Origin of the sequence: Streptomyces sp. V2I9 (assembly GCF_030817475.1) — a bacterium.
Taxonomy (GTDB): domain Bacteria; phylum Actinomycetota; class Actinomycetes; order Streptomycetales; family Streptomycetaceae; genus Streptomyces.
This window is the reverse complement of record NZ_JAUSZJ010000002.1, coordinates 3819830-3839109: the sequence shown is the minus strand read 5'-3', so window position 1 is coordinate 3839109 and position 19280 is coordinate 3819830. Positions and strand designations below refer to the sequence as shown.

General features: G+C 73.5%; 16 protein-coding genes. 11 read left to right on the top strand and 5 right to left on the bottom strand.

Going from position 1 to position 19280, the window contains the following annotated elements; genetic code table 11:
• Positions 1 to 184: 184 nt before the first annotated feature.
• A complete protein-coding gene (locus QFZ71_RS16930; protein ID WP_307669050.1) occupies positions 185 to 2779 on the top strand; it encodes an HAD-IC family P-type ATPase in 2595 nt (864 codons plus the stop codon).
• A gap of 75 nt (positions 2780 to 2854) precedes the next feature.
• Here QFZ71_RS16930 and QFZ71_RS16925 read toward each other — a convergent pair whose 3' ends face one another.
• The 3 genes from QFZ71_RS16925 to QFZ71_RS16915 all read right to left on the bottom strand — a co-directional run bounded on the left by QFZ71_RS16925 (position 2855) and on the right by QFZ71_RS16915 (position 8357).
• Positions 2855 to 3712, bottom strand: coding sequence for a calcium-binding protein (locus QFZ71_RS16925; RefSeq protein WP_307669049.1), 858 nt, complete (start codon positions 3710 to 3712; stop codon positions 2855 to 2857).
• Positions 3713 to 3904: 192 nt separating this feature from the next.
• Positions 3905 to 7132: a sacsin N-terminal ATP-binding-like domain-containing protein gene (locus QFZ71_RS16920; protein WP_307671486.1), complete on the bottom strand. Its 3228-nt coding sequence runs from the start codon at positions 7130 to 7132 to the stop codon at positions 3905 to 3907.
• 292 nt (positions 7133 to 7424) lie between these two features.
• Positions 7425 to 8357, bottom strand: a complete 933-nt coding sequence (locus tag QFZ71_RS16915) for a DUF3027 domain-containing protein (protein ID WP_307669048.1) — start codon at positions 8355 to 8357, stop codon at positions 7425 to 7427.
• Positions 8358 to 8750: 393 nt separating this feature from the next.
• Between QFZ71_RS16915 and QFZ71_RS16910 the strand changes: the two genes are divergently transcribed.
• From QFZ71_RS16910 to QFZ71_RS16890, 5 genes are all read left to right on the top strand, one after another.
• The gene (locus QFZ71_RS16910; RefSeq protein ID WP_307669047.1) at positions 8751 to 10187 is read left to right on the top strand and encodes an MFS transporter; all 1437 of its coding nucleotides are present in this window, start codon (positions 8751 to 8753) and stop codon (positions 10185 to 10187) included.
• Positions 10188 to 10214: 27 nt separating this feature from the next.
• Positions 10215 to 10691, top strand: coding sequence for a DUF2771 domain-containing protein (locus tag QFZ71_RS16905; RefSeq protein WP_307669046.1), 477 nt, complete (start codon positions 10215 to 10217; stop codon positions 10689 to 10691).
• A 97-nt stretch (positions 10692 to 10788) separates the two neighbouring features.
• The gene (locus QFZ71_RS16900) at positions 10789 to 11484 is read left to right on the top strand and encodes a futalosine hydrolase (RefSeq protein ID WP_307669044.1); all 696 of its coding nucleotides are present in this window, start codon (positions 10789 to 10791) and stop codon (positions 11482 to 11484) included.
• Entirely contained in the window at positions 11474 to 12352 is an 879-nt protein-coding gene (locus tag QFZ71_RS16895; protein ID WP_307669043.1) for a 1,4-dihydroxy-6-naphthoate synthase, read from the top strand. The genes QFZ71_RS16900 and QFZ71_RS16895 overlap by 11 nt, the downstream gene beginning before the upstream one ends.
• 47 nt (positions 12353 to 12399) lie before the next feature.
• Entirely contained in the window at positions 12400 to 13011 is a 612-nt protein-coding gene (locus QFZ71_RS16890) for a hypothetical protein (protein ID WP_307669042.1), read from the top strand.
• Positions 13012 to 13193: 182 nt separating this feature from the next.
• Here QFZ71_RS16890 and QFZ71_RS16885 read toward each other — a convergent pair whose 3' ends face one another.
• Positions 13194 to 13577 carry a cold-shock protein gene (locus QFZ71_RS16885; protein ID WP_006126557.1) on the bottom strand — a complete coding sequence of 128 codons (384 nt, stop codon included), beginning with the start codon at positions 13575 to 13577 and terminating at the stop codon, positions 13194 to 13196.
• Positions 13578 to 13743: 166 nt separating this feature from the next.
• Between QFZ71_RS16885 and QFZ71_RS16880 the strand changes: the two genes are divergently transcribed.
• Positions 13744 to 13980, top strand: coding sequence for a hypothetical protein (locus QFZ71_RS16880; protein WP_307669041.1), 237 nt, complete (start codon positions 13744 to 13746; stop codon positions 13978 to 13980).
• A gap of 216 nt (positions 13981 to 14196) precedes the next feature.
• Here the strand turns inward: QFZ71_RS16880 and QFZ71_RS16875 are convergent, their stop codons facing one another.
• Positions 14197 to 14862, bottom strand: coding sequence for an HAD family hydrolase (locus tag QFZ71_RS16875; RefSeq protein WP_307669040.1), 666 nt, complete (start codon positions 14860 to 14862; stop codon positions 14197 to 14199).
• Positions 14863 to 15171: 309 nt separating this feature from the next.
• Between QFZ71_RS16875 and QFZ71_RS16870 the strand changes: the two genes are divergently transcribed.
• From QFZ71_RS16870 to QFZ71_RS16855, 4 genes are read left to right on the top strand one after another with little or no spacing between them, the layout of a single operon-like run.
• Positions 15172 to 16227 (top strand): iron ABC transporter permease, encoded by a 1056-nt coding sequence (locus QFZ71_RS16870; RefSeq protein ID WP_307669039.1) that lies wholly within the window; start codon positions 15172 to 15174, stop codon positions 16225 to 16227.
• Positions 16224 to 17333 (top strand): iron chelate uptake ABC transporter family permease subunit, encoded by a 1110-nt coding sequence (locus QFZ71_RS16865; RefSeq protein ID WP_307669038.1) that lies wholly within the window; start codon positions 16224 to 16226, stop codon positions 17331 to 17333. The genes QFZ71_RS16870 and QFZ71_RS16865 overlap by 4 nt, the downstream gene beginning before the upstream one ends.
• Complete coding sequence (locus QFZ71_RS16860; protein WP_307669037.1) at positions 17330 to 18235, top strand: ABC transporter ATP-binding protein; 906 nt, start codon at positions 17330 to 17332, stop codon at positions 18233 to 18235. The genes QFZ71_RS16865 and QFZ71_RS16860 overlap by 4 nt, the downstream gene beginning before the upstream one ends.
• Before the next feature lies 1 nt (position 18236).
• The gene (locus QFZ71_RS16855) at positions 18237 to 19208 is read left to right on the top strand and encodes an ABC transporter substrate-binding protein (RefSeq protein WP_307669036.1); all 972 of its coding nucleotides are present in this window, start codon (positions 18237 to 18239) and stop codon (positions 19206 to 19208) included.
• The last annotated feature ends 72 nt before the right edge of the window (positions 19209 to 19280 follow it).

Sequence of the window (19280 nt, the reverse complement as noted above, 5' to 3'; positions counted from 1 at the left end):
AACTCCGCCGGCACCGGTCACGCGGGGGAAACTGCGCCGACGCGGGTGACGTTCGGCCTCCTCCGACGACGCGGCTGACGGACCTCGCCGCTGTACAACCAGGGGCCCGACTTCCTCCACCCGTGGTCGGATCTTCACCCCTCCCGGTGGGTGATTCCACGGGCACGCCCGTAACGTCGGACCCATGACGCAGCGGGCACTCGATTCCTCCGGGGGACAGACTCCCGGCCCCGGGAAGCAACCCCCCGGAACCTCCCGGACCTCCGAGGGCTCCGGGACCTCCGGGACCTCCCGGCAGGCCAAGATCGACGCGGGGGCGGAACTCGATCCCGTGCACCCGATGGAGCCACCGGCACCGGCCCACCGGGCGACCGGCCTGACCAGCGCCGAGGTCGCCGAACGGGTCGCGCGCGGCGAGGTCAACGACGTACCCGTACGTTCCTCGCGCTCGGTCACCGAGATCGTCCGGGCCAACGTCTTCACCCGGTTCAACCTGATCATCGGCGTGCTCTGGGTGATCATGCTGTTCGTCGCGCCGATCCAGGACAGCCTCTTCGGCTTCGTGATCGTCGCCAACACCGGCATCGGCATCATCCAGGAGTGGCGGGCCAAGAAGACCCTGGACAGCCTCGCGGTGATCGGTGAGGCGAAACCGACCGTGCGCCGTGACGGGGTGGCCGCCGAGATCTCCACCTCCGAGATCGTCCTCGGCGACCTCGTCGAGCTGGGGCCGGGTGACAAGGTCGTCGTGGACGGCACGGTCGCGGAGGCCGACAGCCTGGAGATCGACGAGTCGCTGCTCACCGGCGAGGCCGACCCGGTGGTCAAGCGCGCCGGGGACCAGGTGATGTCCGGCAGCTTCGTCGTCGCGGGCGGCGGGGCGTTCACCGCGACCAAGGTGGGCCGCGAGGCGTACGCCGCACAGCTCGCGGAGGAGGCGTCGCGCTTCACGCTGGTCCACTCCGAACTGCGCAGCGGCATCAGCACGATCCTGAAGTACGTCACGTGGATGATGGTCCCGACGGCGATCGGGCTGATCATCAGCCAGCTCGTCGTGAAGGACACCAACGTCAAGGACTCCATCGCCCGGACGGTCGGCGGCATCGTCCCGATGATCCCCGAGGGGCTGGTCCTGCTGACGTCGGTGGCCTTCGCCATCGGAGTCGTCCGGCTCGGCCGCAAGCAGTGCCTGGTCCAGGAACTGCCCGCCATCGAGGGGCTCGCCCGCGTGGACGTGGTCTGCCTGGACAAGACGGGAACGCTCACCGAGGGCGGCATGGACGTCAGCGAGGTCCGGCCGCTGCACGGGGGCGACGAGGCGTACGTCCAGCGAGTGCTGCGGGCCTTCGGCTCCTCGGACCCGCGGCCCAACGCCAGCCTCCAGGCCATCATCGACGCGTACCCGGCGGATGGCGGCGACGTGGGCGGGAACGGCACGGAACGCGGCGACGCGGACGGCAGCGGTGCGGACGGCGGGAGCGCGACGGCGTGGACGGTCACCGACGCGATGCCGTTCTCCTCGGCGCGCAAGTACAGCGGCGCGGCGTTCACCGAGCCGGACGGGACGGGCTCCGCCTGGCTGCTCGGCGCACCCGACGTCCTGCTCCCCGAGGGCGACCCGGTCCTCGGGCAGATCGAGCAGCTCAACGAGCAGGGCCTGCGGGTCCTCCTGCTGGCCCGCGTACCGGGCGGTGAACTGGACGCGCCCGGCGTGGCCTCCGAAGCATCCCCCACCGCCCTGGTGGTCCTGGAGCAGCGGCTGCGCCCGGACGCGGGCGACACGCTCGCGTACTTCGCGGACCAGAACGTGGCCGCCAAGGTCATCTCCGGCGACAACGCGGTCTCGGTCGGCGCGGTCGCCGGGAAGCTGGGCCTCGCGGGCGCGGAGAACACCCTGGACGCCCGCCGGCTGCCGAGCGACCCGGACGAGATGGCCACGGCCCTGGAGCGGAACGCGGTCTTCGGCCGGGTCACCCCGCAGCAGAAGCGCGACATGGTGGCCGCCCTCCAGTCGCGCGGCCACACGGTCGCGATGACCGGCGACGGCGTGAACGACGTCCTCGCGCTCAAGGACGCGGACATCGGCGTCTCGATGGGCTCGGGCTCGGAGGCGACGCGCGCGGTGGCGCAGATCGTGCTGCTGAACAACAGCTTCGCAACGCTGCCCTCGGTGGTGGCCGAGGGCCGCCGGGTGATCGGCAACATCACCCGCGTCGCAACGCTCTTCCTGACGAAGACGGTCTACTCGGTGCTGCTGGCCGTCCTGGTGGTCTGCACCCAGGTGGAGTACCCGTTCCTGCCGAGGCACCTGACCCTGCTGTCGACGCTGACCATCGGCGTCCCGGCGTTCTTCCTGGCCCTCGCGCCGAACAAGGAGCGCGCACAGCCCCACTTCGTACGCCGGGTCATGCGGTACGCGATCCCCTCCGGTGCCATCGCGGCGACGGCCACCTTCGTCACGTACCTGCTGGCCCGCCACCACTACTCCGGCGACGGCGTGCTGGAGGCCGAGACGAGCGCGGCGACGCTGGCGCTGTTCCTGGTCTCGATGTACGTCCTGGCGATCATCGCCCGCCCCTACACCTGGTGGCGCGTCGCGCTGGTGGCGGCGATGGGGCTCGGCTTCCTGATCGTGCTCGTGGTGCCGTGGCTCCAGGACTTCTTCGCGCTGAAGCTGGTGGGGTCGGTGATGCCGTGGGCGGCGGTCGGCATCGCGGCTGCGGCGGCCGTCGCGCTGGAGTTCGTCTGGCGCTGGGTGGGGCGGCGCTTCCGGGCGTAGGGCCGGCCACGGACACGGAGAAGCCCCCGGGAGGACGGTGGTCCTCCCGGGGGCTTCTCCGTATGCCTGCGGCTACTACTTCACGTCGAGGTAGTCACCGGCGGCCGAGACGGCCGGGGTGCTCGGCGTACCGGCGAAGCTGTAACGCCAGTGACCGTCGGACGAGGCCTTGACGGTGGTCTTCAGGGTGCCGGTGGAGCTGGTCTTGACGGTCTTGACCGTCGTGTAGCTCTTGGCGCCCTTCTTCTTGAACTGGAGCTTCACGGACTGGTTGCTGTAGCCCTTGTACGTACCGGTGTCCCAGTTCGCACGGGTCAGCTTGCCGGTGACCGTGATGGTCTTGCCCTTCTTCACCGGCTCGGGCGAAGCGTTCACGGTCAGCTTGGAGAAGCGCTGGACGCGGACCTTGGAGACGACGTCCTGCGAGATCTCCTCGCCGTCGTTGGCGCCGGCGGCGGCACCGACGCGCCACCAGGTCGCGTCCGAGCTGATCAGGAAGGCCGGGTCGAGCGTGATGGTGCCCTTGCAGGTCGTGGTGGTGGTGTTGACCACCTTGCAGGAGATCGACTTCTCGTTCGGACCGAAGCCGAAGCTGTCCTCGTCGTCGATGGACGAGCCGATCCAGATGAACGCGGCGGCACCGGCGATGCCGGAGTCGTCGGTGGCCGTCACGGTGTAGGGCACCGTCTGCTTCGACTTGGTGCCGACCACGATCGGCTTGCCGCCGTTGACGACCGCCGAGGTGATCTTGCCGTTGCCGAACTCGGTGGCGGCGAAGGCACGCTGCGACTTCTCCCCCGCCGAGGGCTGGAAGGCGGTGAAGCCGCGGTCCACGGTCCAGGAGCGACCGTCATCGGCCTGCGCGGCCGGCACTGCGAAAGCGGAAAGGGCCAGGGCGCCGGTGACAGCGGCCACGGTGGCACGAATACGCATGTGTCCCCAAGTGGAGAAGGGGCCCCGGGGCGCGCTTGTGTCGTCAGCCCGGCGGGGCCCATCTGATCCATGAGCCTCTTGGCTCACTGGATCAGACCGGCAAACCAGGTGAACGGTTGTACACATCCATGATTTTTCTGTGAAGCCACCTGATCCGCGCCCCGTCCGCCCACCGGCCCCCGCCCGGCCGGCTCAGTCGAACCAGCGGTCCCGCGCCAGTTCCGCCGTCCGGGACGGGTCCTCCAGCAGGGCCGCGACCTCGAAGCGGCGGGGCCACTGGCCCGCCGCCCAGGCCAGGCCGGCCGCCACGCCCTCCAGGGTCGCGGCGTGGACGGTGCCGTCCGGCGTGCGGCGCCAGTCCAGTTCGATGCCGCCCGCGCGGAGTTCGGCGTGCTCGACGTACGTGTCCGGGGTGCGGGCGCCGAGCAGGACGCGGACCGCCTCCGGTACGCAGTGCTCCTCGCCCTCGCTGGTGACGTCCGCCTCGACGGTCTCGCCGAGGCGCCGCACCTGGAGCAGGTCGGCCAGGTCGGCGGCGCGGGACGGGGCGACCGGGAGCAGGGGCAGGCCCTCGGTGAGCGGCAGGACGTCGGGGGCGTCCGCGATCACGGCGTCGGCAGCGTCGACCACCGTCACCTCGCCGTCCACCACCGCCCGCAGCTCGTCCGGCAGCGTCACCTGGTCCGGGTCCAGTTCGGCCAGTGCCGTGTAGAGCGCGTGCAGGTGTACGGGGGTGACGGGGCGGTCCTCGTCGGCGAGGCGGCCCAGCAGTTCGGCCGCGCCGCCCGGCTCGTCCAGGAGGGCGTCCACCGAGGTCCGCACGCCGAGGGCCCGCAGCACCTCGGTGTCGTCGAAGCCGGTCGCGTCCACCGCGTCGTACAGCCCGGCCAGCCGGGGATCGCCGCCCGCCGCGCGCAGTCCGGCCGGGCGGCGGCCGTCCAGCACGGGGTGGTCGCGCAGCCACCACGCGGTGTAGGGGCGCACGGACCGTGTCGTGCCGTCCGGGAGGAGCACCCGCACCGGCTGGGTCAGCGCGTCGCGCAACGGCGGCTGCGCCAGCAGGGCGAGCGCCTGCGGCCAGGCGTCGTCGTCCACCAGGTCCAGGTCCCGTACGGCGACGATCTCGGTGGCGACGGGTGGCACCGGGGTCTCGGGCAGCTGGTCGAGCAGGTCCTCGCACCACACGTCGACGGCGTCCAGCAGCCCGGCGTCGTCCGGTTCGGCGAAGTCGCCGTCGCGGGGCTCCAGTTCGTCCGGGTCGAGGACGACGTCGGTGGCCCGCACGAGGGCGAAGGTGGCGAGCACCCCGCAGGCGGTGAGCGGGGCTTCGCCCCAGCGGTCGGCCAGCTCCTGGTCGACGAAGCCCAGTTCCCCCTCACGCATGACGTGCGCGAACGGGCTTGCGGGAAGGACGAGTTCGCCCGCCGGGGCCGGTTCGCCGTCCTCGTCGGGGAGGGCGAGCGCGCCGAGCCAGGGCTCGTCGCCGGGGGCGAGTTCGGCGTCGCGCACCAGGGTGAGGACGGTCTCCGCCAGTTCGTCGGCGTCGAGCGCGTCCTCGTCCCAGATCTCACCCGCGTCGAGCGATCCCGCGACGGCCGCCCGCACCTGAGGGGTCGTCAGGACGGCGCGGGGGGTGGCGGGCAGGGCCCCGAGCTTCTCCAGCAGGGGGTGCACGGCGTCCGGGTGGGCGACCTTGAGTCCGAGCCGGGAGAGCCGGCCGAGCACGGGTCCGGTGAGCGCGTCCGGGAGGGGCAGCAGGATCTGGCGCGGCCCGATCACGGTGCGCGGCGGGCGGCCCGCCCGCTGGCCCTCCGGGTCGCCCGCGAGCGGGACGGGGAGGCCGGTGAGCCGGTCGGGGTCGGTGCCCGCGAGGCTGTCGTAGAGCCGGTGCCACCAGGCGGGGTCGCGCTCCAGTCCGGCGAGGCGGTCGATCGCCTCGGTCAGCGGGACGCGGGCCACCCCGAGGGTGCGCAGCTCGGTACGCCGTTCCAGGCCGGCGGGCAGCAGGCAGGGCAGCACCTCGGCGAGCACCCGTACGGTCTCGGCTCCGACCCCCTCCACGACCTCGGCCTCCACGGGCCGCAGGGCCCGGGCATCGGATGCGGTGTCCTCCGGACGGTCCCGTTCCCCGTCCTGCTCCTGTTCCCAGCCGTCCGCCCACACCGGCTCGGCCTCGGGGCCGCGGGGAGCGGCGGGCTCCAGGAAGGCGACGCGGGGCAGCCGGTCCAGGATCGCGCCGCGCAGAGCGCCGTCGAGCCCGCCCTTGCCGAGCCGGCCGGGCACCAGATCGATGGTCCCGGTCGACACCGGCCGCCAGTGGCCGAGCAGTTCGGCGTACGCGTCGGCCGCCCGCTCCACCAGGAAGTCGGTCAGCGGCCCCGGTGCGGGGTGCCGGCGGGCGGTGTCCAGCGGAAGGGAGGCGATGAGCAGGGCGGGGATGCCGAGGGGTTCGTCGGTGGGCGTCGGGGCGTGCACGACGGGCGCCGTACGGGGATGGAGCGGGGCGCCTTCCTCGTCGACCGGGACCGCCCAGGTCACCGACCAGTGCGGGCGCAGCCGCTCCTCGACCGGCCGGTCGGCGAGCAGGGCGGGCTCGACGGGCCCGTGGCGGAAGACCGTGCGCCAGCGGTTCAGGCCGCGCGCGGAGTCATCGACGTGCGTGTACGGACCGTGCACCGAGCGGGTCAGGGTCCGCGTCCAGTCCGGGGTCTCGATGACGACCTCGACCAGGCCGGGCAGGGTGAGCAGCAGCGCGTCGTCCACGTCGGCCAGCAGCCGCGCCACCAGATCCTCGGCGGTGCCGTCGCGCAGCGGCAGCACGACGACGGTGTCGTACCCCCGGGGCGCGGAGCCCTCGGCCGGCAGCGGCAGGCGCAGCAGCGGTACGTGTCCGTCGCGGCGGCGCAGCTCGTCCCCGAGGCCGGGGGAGCCGACGGCCGCCCGACGGGCCAGCTCGCGGGCCTCGGCCAGGGACCAGCGGACGCCGCCGTGGACGCCGAGGACGGCGGGCTCGTCGCTGACCGCGAGGACGGCGGCGAACCCGACGCCGAAGCGGCCCACGGCGGACTCGTGGCCCTCGCGCTTGGCGGAGGCCCGCAGGGTGGACAGGGACTCCACGCCGGTGGCGTCGAGCGGGGCTCCGGTGTTGGCGGCGGCCAGGACACAGCGGCCGTCCGGGTCGCCGGGGGCGGCGGGGTGCAGGGTGAGGCGGAGCCTGCCGGGGACGCGGGCGCGGGCGGCGGCGTCGGCGGCGTTCTGGGCCAGCTCGACGACGAGGCGGTCGCGGTAGCCGCCGAGCGCGAGGTCCTCCTCGGCGTTGGCGTCCTCCCGGAACCGGGCGGGCCCGGCGCCCCACGCGTCGAGCACGCCGCGCCGCAGCCGTGCCGTCCCGAACGGATCGGCCCCCTCGGTCGCCTTCATGCTCACGCTCTCGACTCCGTTCGGTGGCTGGGGGCCGTGGTGCCCCTGCGGCCCAGTGTGCGCCCGAAGGTACCGCGCGTGCCGCGCCGACGGTGTCCGGCGCCCTCCCGGCGTCCGACGAGGGAACCCTCGGCCGGGGCATGACCAGCCCGTCCGGCGTGCGAGGACGGAGCCTTCGGCCGCCCGGGCCGCACACGGACAGGGCCCCGGGGCCCGGGCACCTGCATACGGCACCCCCGCGTCCCGCGATCTCCGGGCACCGCGAGCCCGGTCCCCCCGGCGGCCAGGAGCGTCAGGAGTGGCCGAGGTCCTCCGACGCACCGTCCGGCTCGTCCGGGACGGAACCGCCGCCCCGCTGCGGCCGCAGCGCGTACGCGTCCACCCGCATCGTGTCCAGGGCGTGCGGCGCCGGCTTCGGTGGGGCCGGCATCACCGCGGCCTCGGAGTGCCCGCCGCACCCGTACGCCAGCGACACCACATGCCCGTCCGCCGGGCCGAACTCGTTCGCGCACACCCCGAACGCCTGCTTCAGCGAACCCGCCATCGGGATCAGGAACGCGCAGCTCACACAGGTCGCCGGAGCCGCCTGGGCCATCGGCGTCTTGGGGCCGAACGCCTCGTCCCAGCGGTCGGCCGCCTCGTACAGCCCGTACCGCGACAGCACCCGCGCCCGGCGCGTACCCAGCTCCTCGGCCACCGCGGCGATGGAGCCCCGGCTGGTCGCGGCCACCGGCCGGTCGGTCAGCTCGGCGTCCTCCGCGTCGGCCAGCTCCGCCAACTCCGCGGAGACGATCGAGTTCGGCGGCGGCTCGTCCTCGCCGCTCCAGCCGGGCTCCAGCCGCAGGTCCTCCGCCTCGGTGGGCAGCAGGTCGCCGGGGCCCATGTCGCCGGGGCGCAGCCGCTCGCTCCACGGCACCCACTCCGGCGCGAGGAGCGCGTCCGCGCCCGGCAGCAGCACCGTTTCGTCCAGGGTGACCTTCTTCGCGCGGGAGGCCCGCGCCACCGTCACCGCCCAGCGCCAGCCCCGGTAGCCCGGCTCCCTGGCCTCGAAGTAGTGCGTGACGACCCGGTCCCCTTCGGAGACCACGCCGACATGCTCACCGACCACAGCGGGCGCGGCCGCCTCCTCGGCGGCCTCGCGTGCGAGGTCCACCGCCTCGGCGCACAGACGGTCGGGAACGGGGGTACGGGCCGTACGGCTCCGCGTCGTCGTCGCAGCACTCACAGGTCTTCGCTTCTCTCCATACGCCAGTCTCACGGGCGCGCCAGCTGCTGGACGATTGCCGTTGCGGCCGGACAGGCCAGACGGGTGGAGGCGGAGCGGACCTGGGGGCCGCGTCGACGTCCACACCCGTTGTGCCTGCCTCGGGCGTGCCTTCTGCCATCCCTTCCGGGGGATGGCCGAGAGGCGCGCGGCCAAGAACAAACGCCGGTGGCGCGTTACGCACGCTACCCTCTCCGCCGCTCCGCGCCCACCTGCCCGTCCCAAACGTGCCGTATCCGTTCGCCGGCGGACGCCGTCGCTCCGCTCGCCCGACAGGGCGTCACCGGGAGCGCCCCGCGCGAGTCCGTGACCGATCACCGTTCATACCTGCCGGGGTTGGGGCACTATGACGAGGTGACTGCCGCCAGGTCGCACGACGGTCCCGGCCCGCTCCGCAGGGCGGGGCGGGCGACGGGGCGTGCCCTGCGCGCCCCGTTCACCGGCACGGCACGCTCCATCCGCAGGGCGACGCACGCGCACGGGGCGGGCGAGTCGGGCCTCGGCAAACTGATCGAGCTGCACGCGGTGAACGGCGCGGGCGACGTCATGATCACAGTCGCCCTCGCCTCCACGGTCTTCTTCTCCGTGCCCACGGACGAGGCGCGCGGCCGGGTCGCGCTCTACCTCGCCATCACGATGGCCCCCTTCACCCTCCTCGCCCCGGTGATCGGCCCGCTGCTGGACCGGTTGCCGCACGGGCGGCGCGCCGCGATGGCCGGGGCGATGCTGGCCCGTGCACTGCTCGCGATCACCATGTCGGGCGCGGTCGCCACGGGCGGCCTGGAGCTGTATCCGGCCGCGCTGGGCGTCCTGGTCTGCTCGAAGGCGTACGGAGTGGTGCGCAGCGCGGTCGTGCCACGGCTGCTGCCCCCCGGATTCTCCCTGGTGAAGGCGAACTCACGGGTCACCCTGGCGGGGCTGCTGGCCACGGGGGTGGCGGCCCCGATCGGGGCCGGCCTCCAGACCGTCGGCTCCGCCTGGCCGCTCTACGGGGCCTGCGCGATCTTCGTCGCGGGCACCTTCCTCGCCTTCACCCTGCCGCCCAAGGTCGACTCCGCGAAGGGCGAGCGCCGGGCGCGGCTGATCGTCCCGCACCACGAGGAGCCCGCCCCGCGCCCCGCACCCGGCAAGGGCAGCACCCGTGCGGACCTGCGCCGGGGCAAGAACGGGCGGAAACCGGCCAAGGAGCGTCCTCCAGGTCTGCGGTCCGTCGGCGGGTCCGTCCTGCACGGGCTCCAGGCCAACGCCACGCACCGGGCCCTCTCCGGCTTCCTCATCTTCTTCCTGGCGTTCCTGCTGCGCGAGCACCCGCTGGCCGGGCAGAGCGCGGCGGTCTCGCTCGGCATCGTCGGCGTGGCGGCGGGGACCGGCAACGCCTGCGGTACGGCGGTGGGCTCCTGGCTCAGGGCGCGCGGCCCCGAGGTCATCATCGCCACCGTTCTGGGGCTCGCCCTCGGTACGGCGATCCTGGCCGCGGTCTTCTTCTCCACCGTGATGGTCGCCGCGCTCGGCGCGGTCGCCGGCTTCACCCAGGCCCTCTCCAAGCTGTCGCTCGACGCGATGATCCAGCGGGACGTGCCGGAGGAGGTCCGCACCTCGGCGTTCGCGCGGTCGGAGACGCTGCTCCAGATGGCGTGGGTGGTCGGCGGCGGCATCGGGATCGCCCTGCCGCTCAACGCGGTGCTCGGGATGTCGGTCGCGGCGGGCCTTCTCGCGCTCGGCGCGGCGGCCTCCGTACGGGGTCTCCTGGGGGCGGCGCGGCGCGGCACGCCGCACCCCCGCGTGGCGTGAACGGAAGCGACCGATAGCCTTCGGCCCATGACCGTTGCGTTCTTCTCCGGTAAGGGCCGTCGAATCGGCGTAGCTCTTGGTGCCGTGTCCGCGGGACTCCTTGTCCTGTCCGCCTGCGACAAGCCGACGCCGCTCGCCACCGTGACGGTCGGCAGCGACTCGGTGAACACCGAGGCCACCTGCTACAACGACGGCGATGCGATCAAGGAGTCCCTCGTCCAGGACTGCCTGAACAAGAAGCCCGGGAAGACCATCACGGTCTCCATGGACGACAAGGTCCGCTTCGGCGTCGACCCCGAGATCGCCGAGAACGGCTGGACGCTCTTCATCAACGGCCAGCAGGCCGAGCAGGAGCCGTACGACAAGACCTACCGGACGATCCCCAGCAGCGCCTTCTTCGCCAGCCAGACGGGCAAGCCCGCCGAGAAGACCAACATCTCCATCGTGGAGACCCGGGGCAAGAAGCTCACGGGCATCTGGCAGTTCGAACTCAAGAAGGACTGACCTCCGCCGAGGCCCCGCAGGGCCCGCCGAGGTCCGGCGGGCCCGCGGAGCCCGGTGTGGAACGCCCTCCCCCGTCCTCGACCCTGAGGCTGAATCCGTGCGTGTGCTGGTCGTGACCGCTGTCCCGGTGGAACGGGACGCGGTCACGCGTGCGTTCGGGGGCGTTCCGGAGACGGTGACCGTTCCGGGGGCCGAGCTGCACCGCAGCGGGGCGTTCGACGTCCTGGCGGGCGGTGCGGGCCCGGCCGCCGCCGCCGCGGCCACCGCGTTCGCCCTGGCCTCCGCGCCCGCGCCGTACGGTCTCGTCGTCTCGGCCGGGATCGGCGGGGCGTTCACCCCTCTGACCCCGCTCGGCTCGCCGGTCGTGGCGAGCGGCATCGTCGCCGCCGATCTGGGCGCCGAGTCCCCCGAGGGCTTCCTCCCGGTCACCGCGCTCGGTTTCGGCCGGGACCGCTTCACCCCGCCGCCCGCGCTCGTACGGGAGGTGGCGGCCGCCACGGGCGCCGCCGCGGGTCCCGTCCTCACCGTCTCCACCGCCACCGGCTCCGCCGAACGCGCCGGGGCCCTGCTCGCGGCGCATCCGGGGGCCCTGGTCGAGGCGATGGAGGGCTTCGGGGTCGCGGAGGCCGCCGCGCGGGCCGGTGTGCCCGTACTGGAACTGCGGGCCGTCTCCAACGCCGTCGGTCCCCGCGACCGGGACGCCTGGCGCATCGGTGACGCGCTGGCCGCGCTCACGGACGCGTTCGGGAAGAGCGCCCCCGTACTGGAAGGTTGGAACCGGCATGACCACTGAGACCGCATCCGGGGACAGCCCGGCCGGGGACGCGATCCGGATCGCCTACTCCCCCTGCCCCAACGACACGTTCGTCTTCGACGCCTGGGCGCACGGCCGGGTCCCCGGCGCGCCCGCGCTGGACGTGACCTTCGCCGACATCGACCTCACCAACGGCATGGCCGAACGCGGCGAGCTGGACGTCCTGAAGGTGTCGTACGCCGTTCTGCCGTGGGTGCTCGACGAGTACGCGCTGCTGCCGTGCGGCGGGGCGCTGGGCCGGGGCTGCGGCCCGCTGGTCCTCACCAAGGAGCTGGGCCTCGACCTGGCCGGCCGGACCGTCGCCGTGCCGAGCGAGCGTTCGACGGCGTACCTGCTGTTCCGGCTCTGGGCCGCCGACATGGTGCCGGGCGGGGTGGGCGAGGTCGTCGTCATGCCGTTCGACGAGATCATGCCCGCCGTCCGGGACGGCAGGGTGGACGCGGGCCTGGTCATCCACGAGGCCCGCTTCACCTACCGGAACTTCGGGTTGCACAACCTCGCCGACATGGGCCGCCACTGGGAGGACACGACCGGTCTCCCGATCCCGCTCGGCGCGATCATCGCCAAGCGCTCCCTGGGCGAGGAGACCCTGCGCCGCCTGGCCGATTCCGTACGCAGCTCGGTCCGGCTGGCCCGGGACCACCCGGAGGTCTCGCGCCCGTACGTCCTGGAGCACGCCCAGGAGATGGACCCGGCGGTCGCGGACCAGCACATCGGGCTGTACGTGAACGAGTTCACCGCCGACCTCGGCGAGGACGGCTACGCGGCGATCCGCGGCCTGCTGACCCGCGCCGCCGCCGAGGGCCTGGTCCCCCCGCTGCGCCCGGACGCGCTGGCGTTTCCCTGAGCGACCGAGCGACGGGCGGCCGGCGGCCGCCAGGAAGGACGGCCCCGGTGCACACCTCGATCGACCCGTTCACGCTGGAGTTCTGGAAGGAGGGCCGCACCCATGAGCGCCGCTCCGGCCTCCGGGGCACGGTGCCGGGGTTCGGGGAGGTCGTGCTCACCGCGCCGCTGCCCCTGAAACACACGCCGGGCAGCGTGGTGTCGGAGGTGCGGGGCCCCTCGATACCCACGGCGGTGTTCGAGACCCGCGGCATCCACACGGACGCCACGGACCTGCCGACGCTCAACGGTTCGACGCTCCGGCTCGGCGACGCCCACGTGTACCTGCGGCGCAACCGCTTCGGCCTGACGCGCGGGGCCCGCGCCCTGCGCTTCCGGTACGGAGGCGACCACTACGTGCTGCGGGCGGTGAACCGGAAGCGGTTCGTCCTGGTCCGGCGGGCCGACGACGAGGACCCCGGCGTCACCCTCACGGCGAGGCTGTCGGGGTTCGGCGGCGGCAAGCGGCTGGCGGTCCGCACGACGGGCCGGGCCGTGGCCGCGGACATCTCCCTGGTCGCCCTGTTCGCCGGGGTGGACCGGGCCCCGCTGACCCGGTCGGGCGCGGTGCGCGCGGCCCTGGGGCGGTCGACCCGGCTCTTCGCGGAGAGCCAGGCCTGACGCTCGGCCTCGGGCCGCCCCTCGGACCGCAGGCCGGAGCAGCCCTCGGACCGCAGACCGGAGCTGTCTGTACCGGCCCGGCTGTCCGGCCCGCGAACGTACCGGCCCCGCGGTCGGATGCGAGGTCTTCCGTGCGGATCGGGCCGGACCCCGTGGGCCCGGCCCGATCCGCACGCGAGGTTCTACACGTCGAGCTGGTCCGCGACCGCCCTCAGCAGGCCCGCGATCTTCGCGCCGGCGGCCTTGTCCGGGTAGCGGCCCCGCTCCAGCTGCGGAGTGATGTTCTCCAGGACCGTCGTCAGGTCCTGGACGATCGACGCCAACTCGTCCGGCTTGCGGCGCTGCGCGGCGGCGACGGACGGGGTGGGGTCGAGGACCACCACGGAGAGCGCCTGATCGCCACGCTGACCCGCGACCACGCCGAACTCCACGCGCTGGCCGGGCTTGAGTGCGTCGACTCCGGCAGGGAGTACCGACGAGTGGACGAAGACGTCACCGCCGTCGTCGCGGGAGAGAAAGCCGAAGCCCTTCTCGCTGTTGAACCACTTGACCTTGCCGGTGGGCACGTCTGTCCTCGTCCTCGTACTCGTCGGTGTGCGGGAGAGCCGGGATACGGCTCCGGATAGCAAAGCAGCGGGTCACCGTGACCCGCCCGGTCCCAGGCTAATGGCCCTGCGGCCGGTGACAAGAGTCGCCGGAGAGTTCCTCGGGGCTGGGAACTACCCTGGTCGGGTGAGTACTACTCCTTCAGGCGCGGGCGATCGGCTTGTTCAGGTCGGCGCGATCGTCTTTTTCATCGGCGCACTGGCCACGCTGGTCACGGTCGCCCCCCTGTTCCTGGGCACGGACCCGTTCCCATCGATCGCGTACGCGGTCTCCATGCTGATGGGCGTCGGGTTCCTGATCGCCGCGGCCGGCGTCGTGCGCTCGGTCTGGGCGAACTCGCCGAAACGCACCGCGAACTCGTAGCCGCCCTGCCGCCCCGGACCCTCCCGGAGGCGGAGAGGCGGCGGGGTGGAAGGGCGGACCGAGACGGCACCCGGAGGGGACGGGCGCACGGGCGGCCACCGGAGACGGGCGCGCGCATGCGGTTGTCCGGGGGGGCGGGCGCGTGCGGTTGTCGGGGGCGGGCCGGCGCGTACGGCTACCGGGCCGGGCAGTCCCTCGCGTCCTCCCTGCGCCCGTTCACGCCACCCGGTCCGCGTCGAAGGCCGCCAGCCAGGCCGGGAAGGCCGTCAGCTCCTCCAGCACCACGTCCGCGCCCGCCGCCCGCAGCTCCGTCGCGTCGCACGGGCCCGTGGTCACCGCGACCGACAGCGCTCCGGCGGCCCGCGCCCCGCGCACGTCCCCGAGGTGGTCGCCGACGTACACCTGCGCCCCGTGCTCGCGCAGGGCGTCGCCCTTGGCCTCCGCCCACAGCCGGCCGATCACCGCGTCCGGTTCGATGCCGAGGTGGTCCAGGTGCAGCTGCGCGTGCGCCGCCTGCTTCGCCGTGACGACGATCGCCCGGCCGCCGAGCGCCCGGACGGCGGCCACCGACTCCCGTGCCCCGGCGAGGGCCGTGCTCGGGGCTATCGCGTGGTCGGGGTAGAGCTCCCGGTAGCGGGCGGCCACGGCGGGCACCCCGCCGGCCGGGAACCAGTGCGCCAGCTCCGTCTCCAGCGGCGGCCCGAGCCGGTTCACCACCAGGTCCACGTCGATCGACGCCCCCGTCTCCGCGGCCAGGACCCGGAAGGCGGCGGCGATGCCGGGCCGGGAGTCGACGAGCGTCATGTCGAGGTCGAAGCCGACCGTCAGGGGGCGCCGCCGGGGGTGCGGTCGCCGATCGGGATGCTGAACCGTGGTAGCCATGCCTGCCATTGTGCCGACCGGCCGCAGCCCGCCCGGAGCCCCGTCGCGGAAGCCGTCCCTGCCCCGCGCGGGAGCCGATCCGGCCCCGTCGCGGAAGCCGACCCTGCCCCGCGCGGGAGCCGATCCGGCCCCGTCGCGGACGCCGTCCCGGCCCCCTGTGCGCGAGGCCACCCCGGAGCCCCCGTCGATGGCGAGAAACCGCCGCCTAGACTGAGGCGCGCACTTAGCCAAGCCTTACCAATGCGGCTCGTGCCCGTCTCGTTCTCCCACGTGCCGGGTCCGTGTCCGGGCCGTTCTCGATGGGATCAGATGTCAGCGTCAGCATCAGCGCCGGTGCGGGCCGCCGCGCCACCAGGGGCGTCCCGGCCCCCACGCCTCTCCCGACGCGCGACCACGACGGCCGCGGCGGTCGTCGCCCTGCTGCTGGCGATCCTGCTGAGCCTCGCCGTGGGGGCGCGTTCCATCCCGCCGGGCGAGGTGGTCGACGCCCTGCTGCACGGCGGGACCTCCGACGCCGCCGAGGTGATCCGCACGATGCGGGTGCCGCGCACGCTCATCGGCCTGATGGTCGGCGCGGCCTTGGCACTCGCGGGCACGGTGCTCCAGGGCATCACCCGTAACCCCATCGCCGACCCCGGCATCCTCGGCATCAGCCAGGGGGCCTCGGTGGCGGTGGTGGTGGCCATCGCGTTCGCGGGGGTGCACACGCTGACCGGATACGTGTGGTTCGCCTTCGCGGGCGCGGCCGTCGCCTCGGTCGCCGTGTACGCCATCGCGGCCCGCGGGCGCGGTGGGGCGACCCCGGTGAAGCTCGCGCTCGGCGGCGCGGCGATCAACGCGCTGCTGGTGTCGGTCACGATGGGAATCCTCACGACGAACGCGGCCGCGCTGGACGAGTTCCGCTTCTGGCAGGTCGGCTCGATCGCGGGCCGGGAGGCGGACGTCGTCCAGCAGGTGTGGCCCTTCCTCCTGGTCGGGGCCGCTCTCGTGCTCTCCGTCGCCCGCGGGCTGGACGCGCTCGCGCTCGGCGAGGACGTGGCGAAGGGGCTCGGGCAGAACGTCGCCGCGGTCCGGATCGTCGGCGGGATCGGGGCGACCGTGCTGACCGGCGTCGGGGTGGCCGCCGCCGGGCCGATCGCGTTCATCGGGCTCGCCGTCCCGCACATCGCCCGCGCGGTCGTCGGCAGCGATCACCGCTGGGTGCTCCCCATGGCGGCGCTGCTCGGACCCGTGATGCTGCTGGTCTCGGACGTCGTCGGCCGGATCGTGTTCCCGCCGAGCGAGGTTCCGGCGGGCGTGATGACGGCCCTGATCGGGGTGCCGTTCCTGGTCGCCCTCGTCCGCCGGAAGGCGGTGCCCGCGTGAGCGTCACCCGTGCACCCGAGAAGCGCGAGAAGCCTGGAAGGAGCGTGCCCGTACGGGTCCGGCCCGCCGGGTACGCCGTCGTGAAGGCGGGTCCGCGTGGCCGGTTCCTGCTGCACCGGCGGGCCTCCGCCGTCGCGGCGGCCCTGACCCTCCTGCTGGCCGCCGTCTGTGTCGCCTACCTCTGCGTGGGGGAGAGCTTCGTCGCGCCCGGCGAGGTCGTGAAGGTGGTCCTCGGGCAGCCGTCGTCCGCCGAACTGGTCGTGGGCACGCTGCGGCTGCCCCGCATGGTCGTCGGGCTGCTGGTGGGCATCGCGTTCGGGATCGCCGGGGCGCTGATCCAGACGGTGGCCCGCAACCCGCTGGCCAGCCCCGACATCATCGGCATCAGCCAGGGCGCGAGCGCGCTCACCGTCGGCGCGATGACCTTCGGCGTCACCTCGTACACCGTCCTGCCCTACCTCTCCGTGGTCGGCGGCATCGCGGCGGCGGCCCTGGTCTACGTCTTCGCGTGGCGCGGCGGCCTGCACGCGACGCGCTTCGTCCTCATCGGCATCGGGTTCGCCATCGCGCTGCGGTCGGTGACCACGCTGTTCCTGACCAAGGGCGACTACCTCGTCGCCCAGCAGGCGCAGATCTGGATGACCGGTTCGCTCAACGGGCGCGGCTGGCCGGAGGCGGCTCCGATCGGCTGGACGCTGCTGATCCTGCTGCCCGCCGTCGTCTGGGCGGCCCGCGCGCAGCGCACCGTCTCGATGGACGACGACACCGCCACGGCGCTGGGTGTGCGCCTGGGGCGCGTACGGCTCGGACTGGTCGCCCTCGGCGTGGTCCTGGCCTCCGTGGCGACGGGCACGGCGGGCCCGGTGGACTTCGTGGCACTGCTCGCCCCGCAGATCGCCCGGCGCATGACCCGGACCGCGCAGATCCCCCTCCTGTCCTCGGCGCTGCTGGGCGCGGTGATCGTCGTCGGCGGCGATCTGCTCGCCCGCAGACTGTTCTCGCCCACCGAACTGCCCGTGGGAGTCCTCACGGCGGCGGTCGGCGCCCCGTATCTGATCTGGCTGATCATCCGCGGTCACCGCGGCCGCAGTGGAGGCACCGCATGAGCCCGACGACCGACGCAGCCGCAGGTACCGGTGCGGGTGGCGGTACCGAAGCAGCCCCGGGGGCCGGTGGCAGGCTGGCCGCCCGTTCCCTGACCCTCGCGTACGAGGACCGCACCGTGGTCCGCGAACTCGACCTCACCGTGCCCGACGGGCAGGTCACCGTCATCGTCGGCCCGAACGCCTGCGGGAAGTCCACCACCCTGCGGGCGCTCGGCCGGCTGCTGAAGCCGCGCGGCGGGGCGGTCCTGCTGGACGGCACGGAGCTGGCGCGGATACCGACGAAGCAGATCGCCCGGAACATCGGGCTGCTCCCGCAGACCCCGGTCGCCCCCGAGGCGATCACCGTCTCCGACCTGGTCGCGCGGGGCCGCCAGCCGCACCAGAGCTGGTGGCAGCAGTGGTCGGACGCGGACGAGCGGGCGGTGACCGACGCCATGGCCCGTACGGACGTGACGGCGCTGGCCGAACGGCCGGTGGACGAGCTGTCGGGCGGACAGCGCCAGCGGGTGTGGATCGCCATGGCGCTCGCCCAGGACACCGATCTGCTGCTGCTCGACGAGCCGACGACGTACCTCGACATCGCGCACCAGGTGGAAGTCCTGGACCTGGTGCGCCAGCTGGCGGCCCCCGCCGCGGACGGCACCCGCGGCCGCACCGTCGTCACCGTGCTGCACGACCTCAACCAGGCCGCCCGGTACGCGGACCGCCTGGTCGCCATGAAGGACGGCCGGATCGTCGCCGAGGGACGGCCGGGCGATGTCGTCACCGCCGAACTGGTCCGCGAGGTCTTCGGCCTGGAGGCGGTGATCGTCCCGGACCCGGTGACGGGTTCACCGCTCGTCGTCCCCGGTGCACCCTGGTCCCCGCCGCCGGCGGGTTCCCCCTCTCTGAAAGGTCTGTGACATGACTGCCCTCCCCCGCCACCGCGGCCTCGCCGCCGGCTCCCTCGCCCTGACCGCGGCACTCGCCCTCACCGCGTGCGGCTCCTCGGACCCGGCCCCGGAAGCCGCCGGCTCCCCGGCGAAGACGCGTACGGTCAGCACCGCGAACGGGGACGTCGAGGTCCCCGTCGCGCCGAAGCGGGTCGTCGTCCTGGACTCCGGCGAACTGGACTCCGCGATCACGCTCGGCGTCCGGCCGGTCGGCGCGACGCACTCGGCGACCGAGGACGATTTCCCGTCCTACCTCCCCGAGAGCGAGACGAAGGACATCACTCCGGTCGGCGAGATCGCCAACGCGAACCTGGAGTCCGTCGCCGCCCTCAAGCCGGATCTGATCCTCACCAGCAAGGTCCGTGACGGCGACCGCTACGAGCAGCTCAGCAAGATCGCCCCGACCGTGATGACGGAGGCGACCGGCAGCGCCTGGAAGGAGAACTTCCAGGTGCACGCGCAGGCGCTCGGCAAGCAGGCGGAGGCGAAGAAGGTCCTCGCCACGTATGACAGCCGGGTGGCGAAGGTGACGGAGGCCCTCGGCGGCAAGGAGAAGGCCGCCGCCACGGACGTCAACTTCATCCGCTTCGTCGAGGGCGCCGAGATCCGCATCTACGGCAAGCAGAACTACATCGGTTCGATCCTCGCCGACATCGGCACCGGCCGCCCCGCGATCACGGACAAGGCGAAGGACGGGTTCTCGTACGACGTGTCGCCCGAGAAGATCGACCTCGCCGACGCGGACGTCATCTTCACGTCGACGTACGGCGACCCGGAGAAGGCGGGGACGACGAAGACGATGACGAGCGGTCTGTGGAAGGGGCTGAAGGCGGCCAAGAACGACAAGGTCTTCAAGGTCGACGACCGTCTGTGGATCTCGGGCATCGGCTACACGGCCGCCGGAAAGATTCTGGAGGAGTTCGAGGCCAGCATGACGGAGTAGCCCATCGCCGGGACGGCCCGCTCCCGCTCCCGCGGAGGGACCGGGGCGGGCCCGCCGGTACGGGGGCCCGTA

Bases quoted from the DNA above. Each gene is read 5' to 3' on its own strand.
- QFZ71_RS16920 (WP_307671486.1), bottom strand. From the start codon at position 7,132: ATGAAGGCGACCGAGGGGGCCGATCCGTTCGGGACGGCACGGCTGCGG.
- QFZ71_RS16930 (WP_307669050.1), top strand. From the start codon at position 185: ATGACGCAGCGGGCACTCGATTCCTCCGGGGGACAGACTCCCGGCCCC.
- QFZ71_RS16925 (WP_307669049.1), bottom strand. From the start codon at position 3,712: ATGCGTATTCGTGCCACCGTGGCCGCTGTCACCGGCGCCCTGGCCCTT.
- QFZ71_RS16895 (WP_307669043.1), top strand. From the start codon at position 11,474: ATGACCACTGAGACCGCATCCGGGGACAGCCCGGCCGGGGACGCGATC.
- QFZ71_RS16870 (WP_307669039.1), top strand. From the start codon at position 15,172: ATGTCAGCGTCAGCATCAGCGCCGGTGCGGGCCGCCGCGCCACCAGGG.
- QFZ71_RS16860 (WP_307669037.1), top strand. From the start codon at position 17,330: ATGAGCCCGACGACCGACGCAGCCGCAGGTACCGGTGCGGGTGGCGGT.
- QFZ71_RS16875 (WP_307669040.1), bottom strand. From the start codon at position 14,862: ATGGCTACCACGGTTCAGCATCCCGATCGGCGACCGCACCCCCGGCGG.
- QFZ71_RS16855 (WP_307669036.1), top strand. From the start codon at position 18,237: ATGACTGCCCTCCCCCGCCACCGCGGCCTCGCCGCCGGCTCCCTCGCC.
- QFZ71_RS16905 (WP_307669046.1), top strand. From the start codon at position 10,215: ATGACCGTTGCGTTCTTCTCCGGTAAGGGCCGTCGAATCGGCGTAGCT.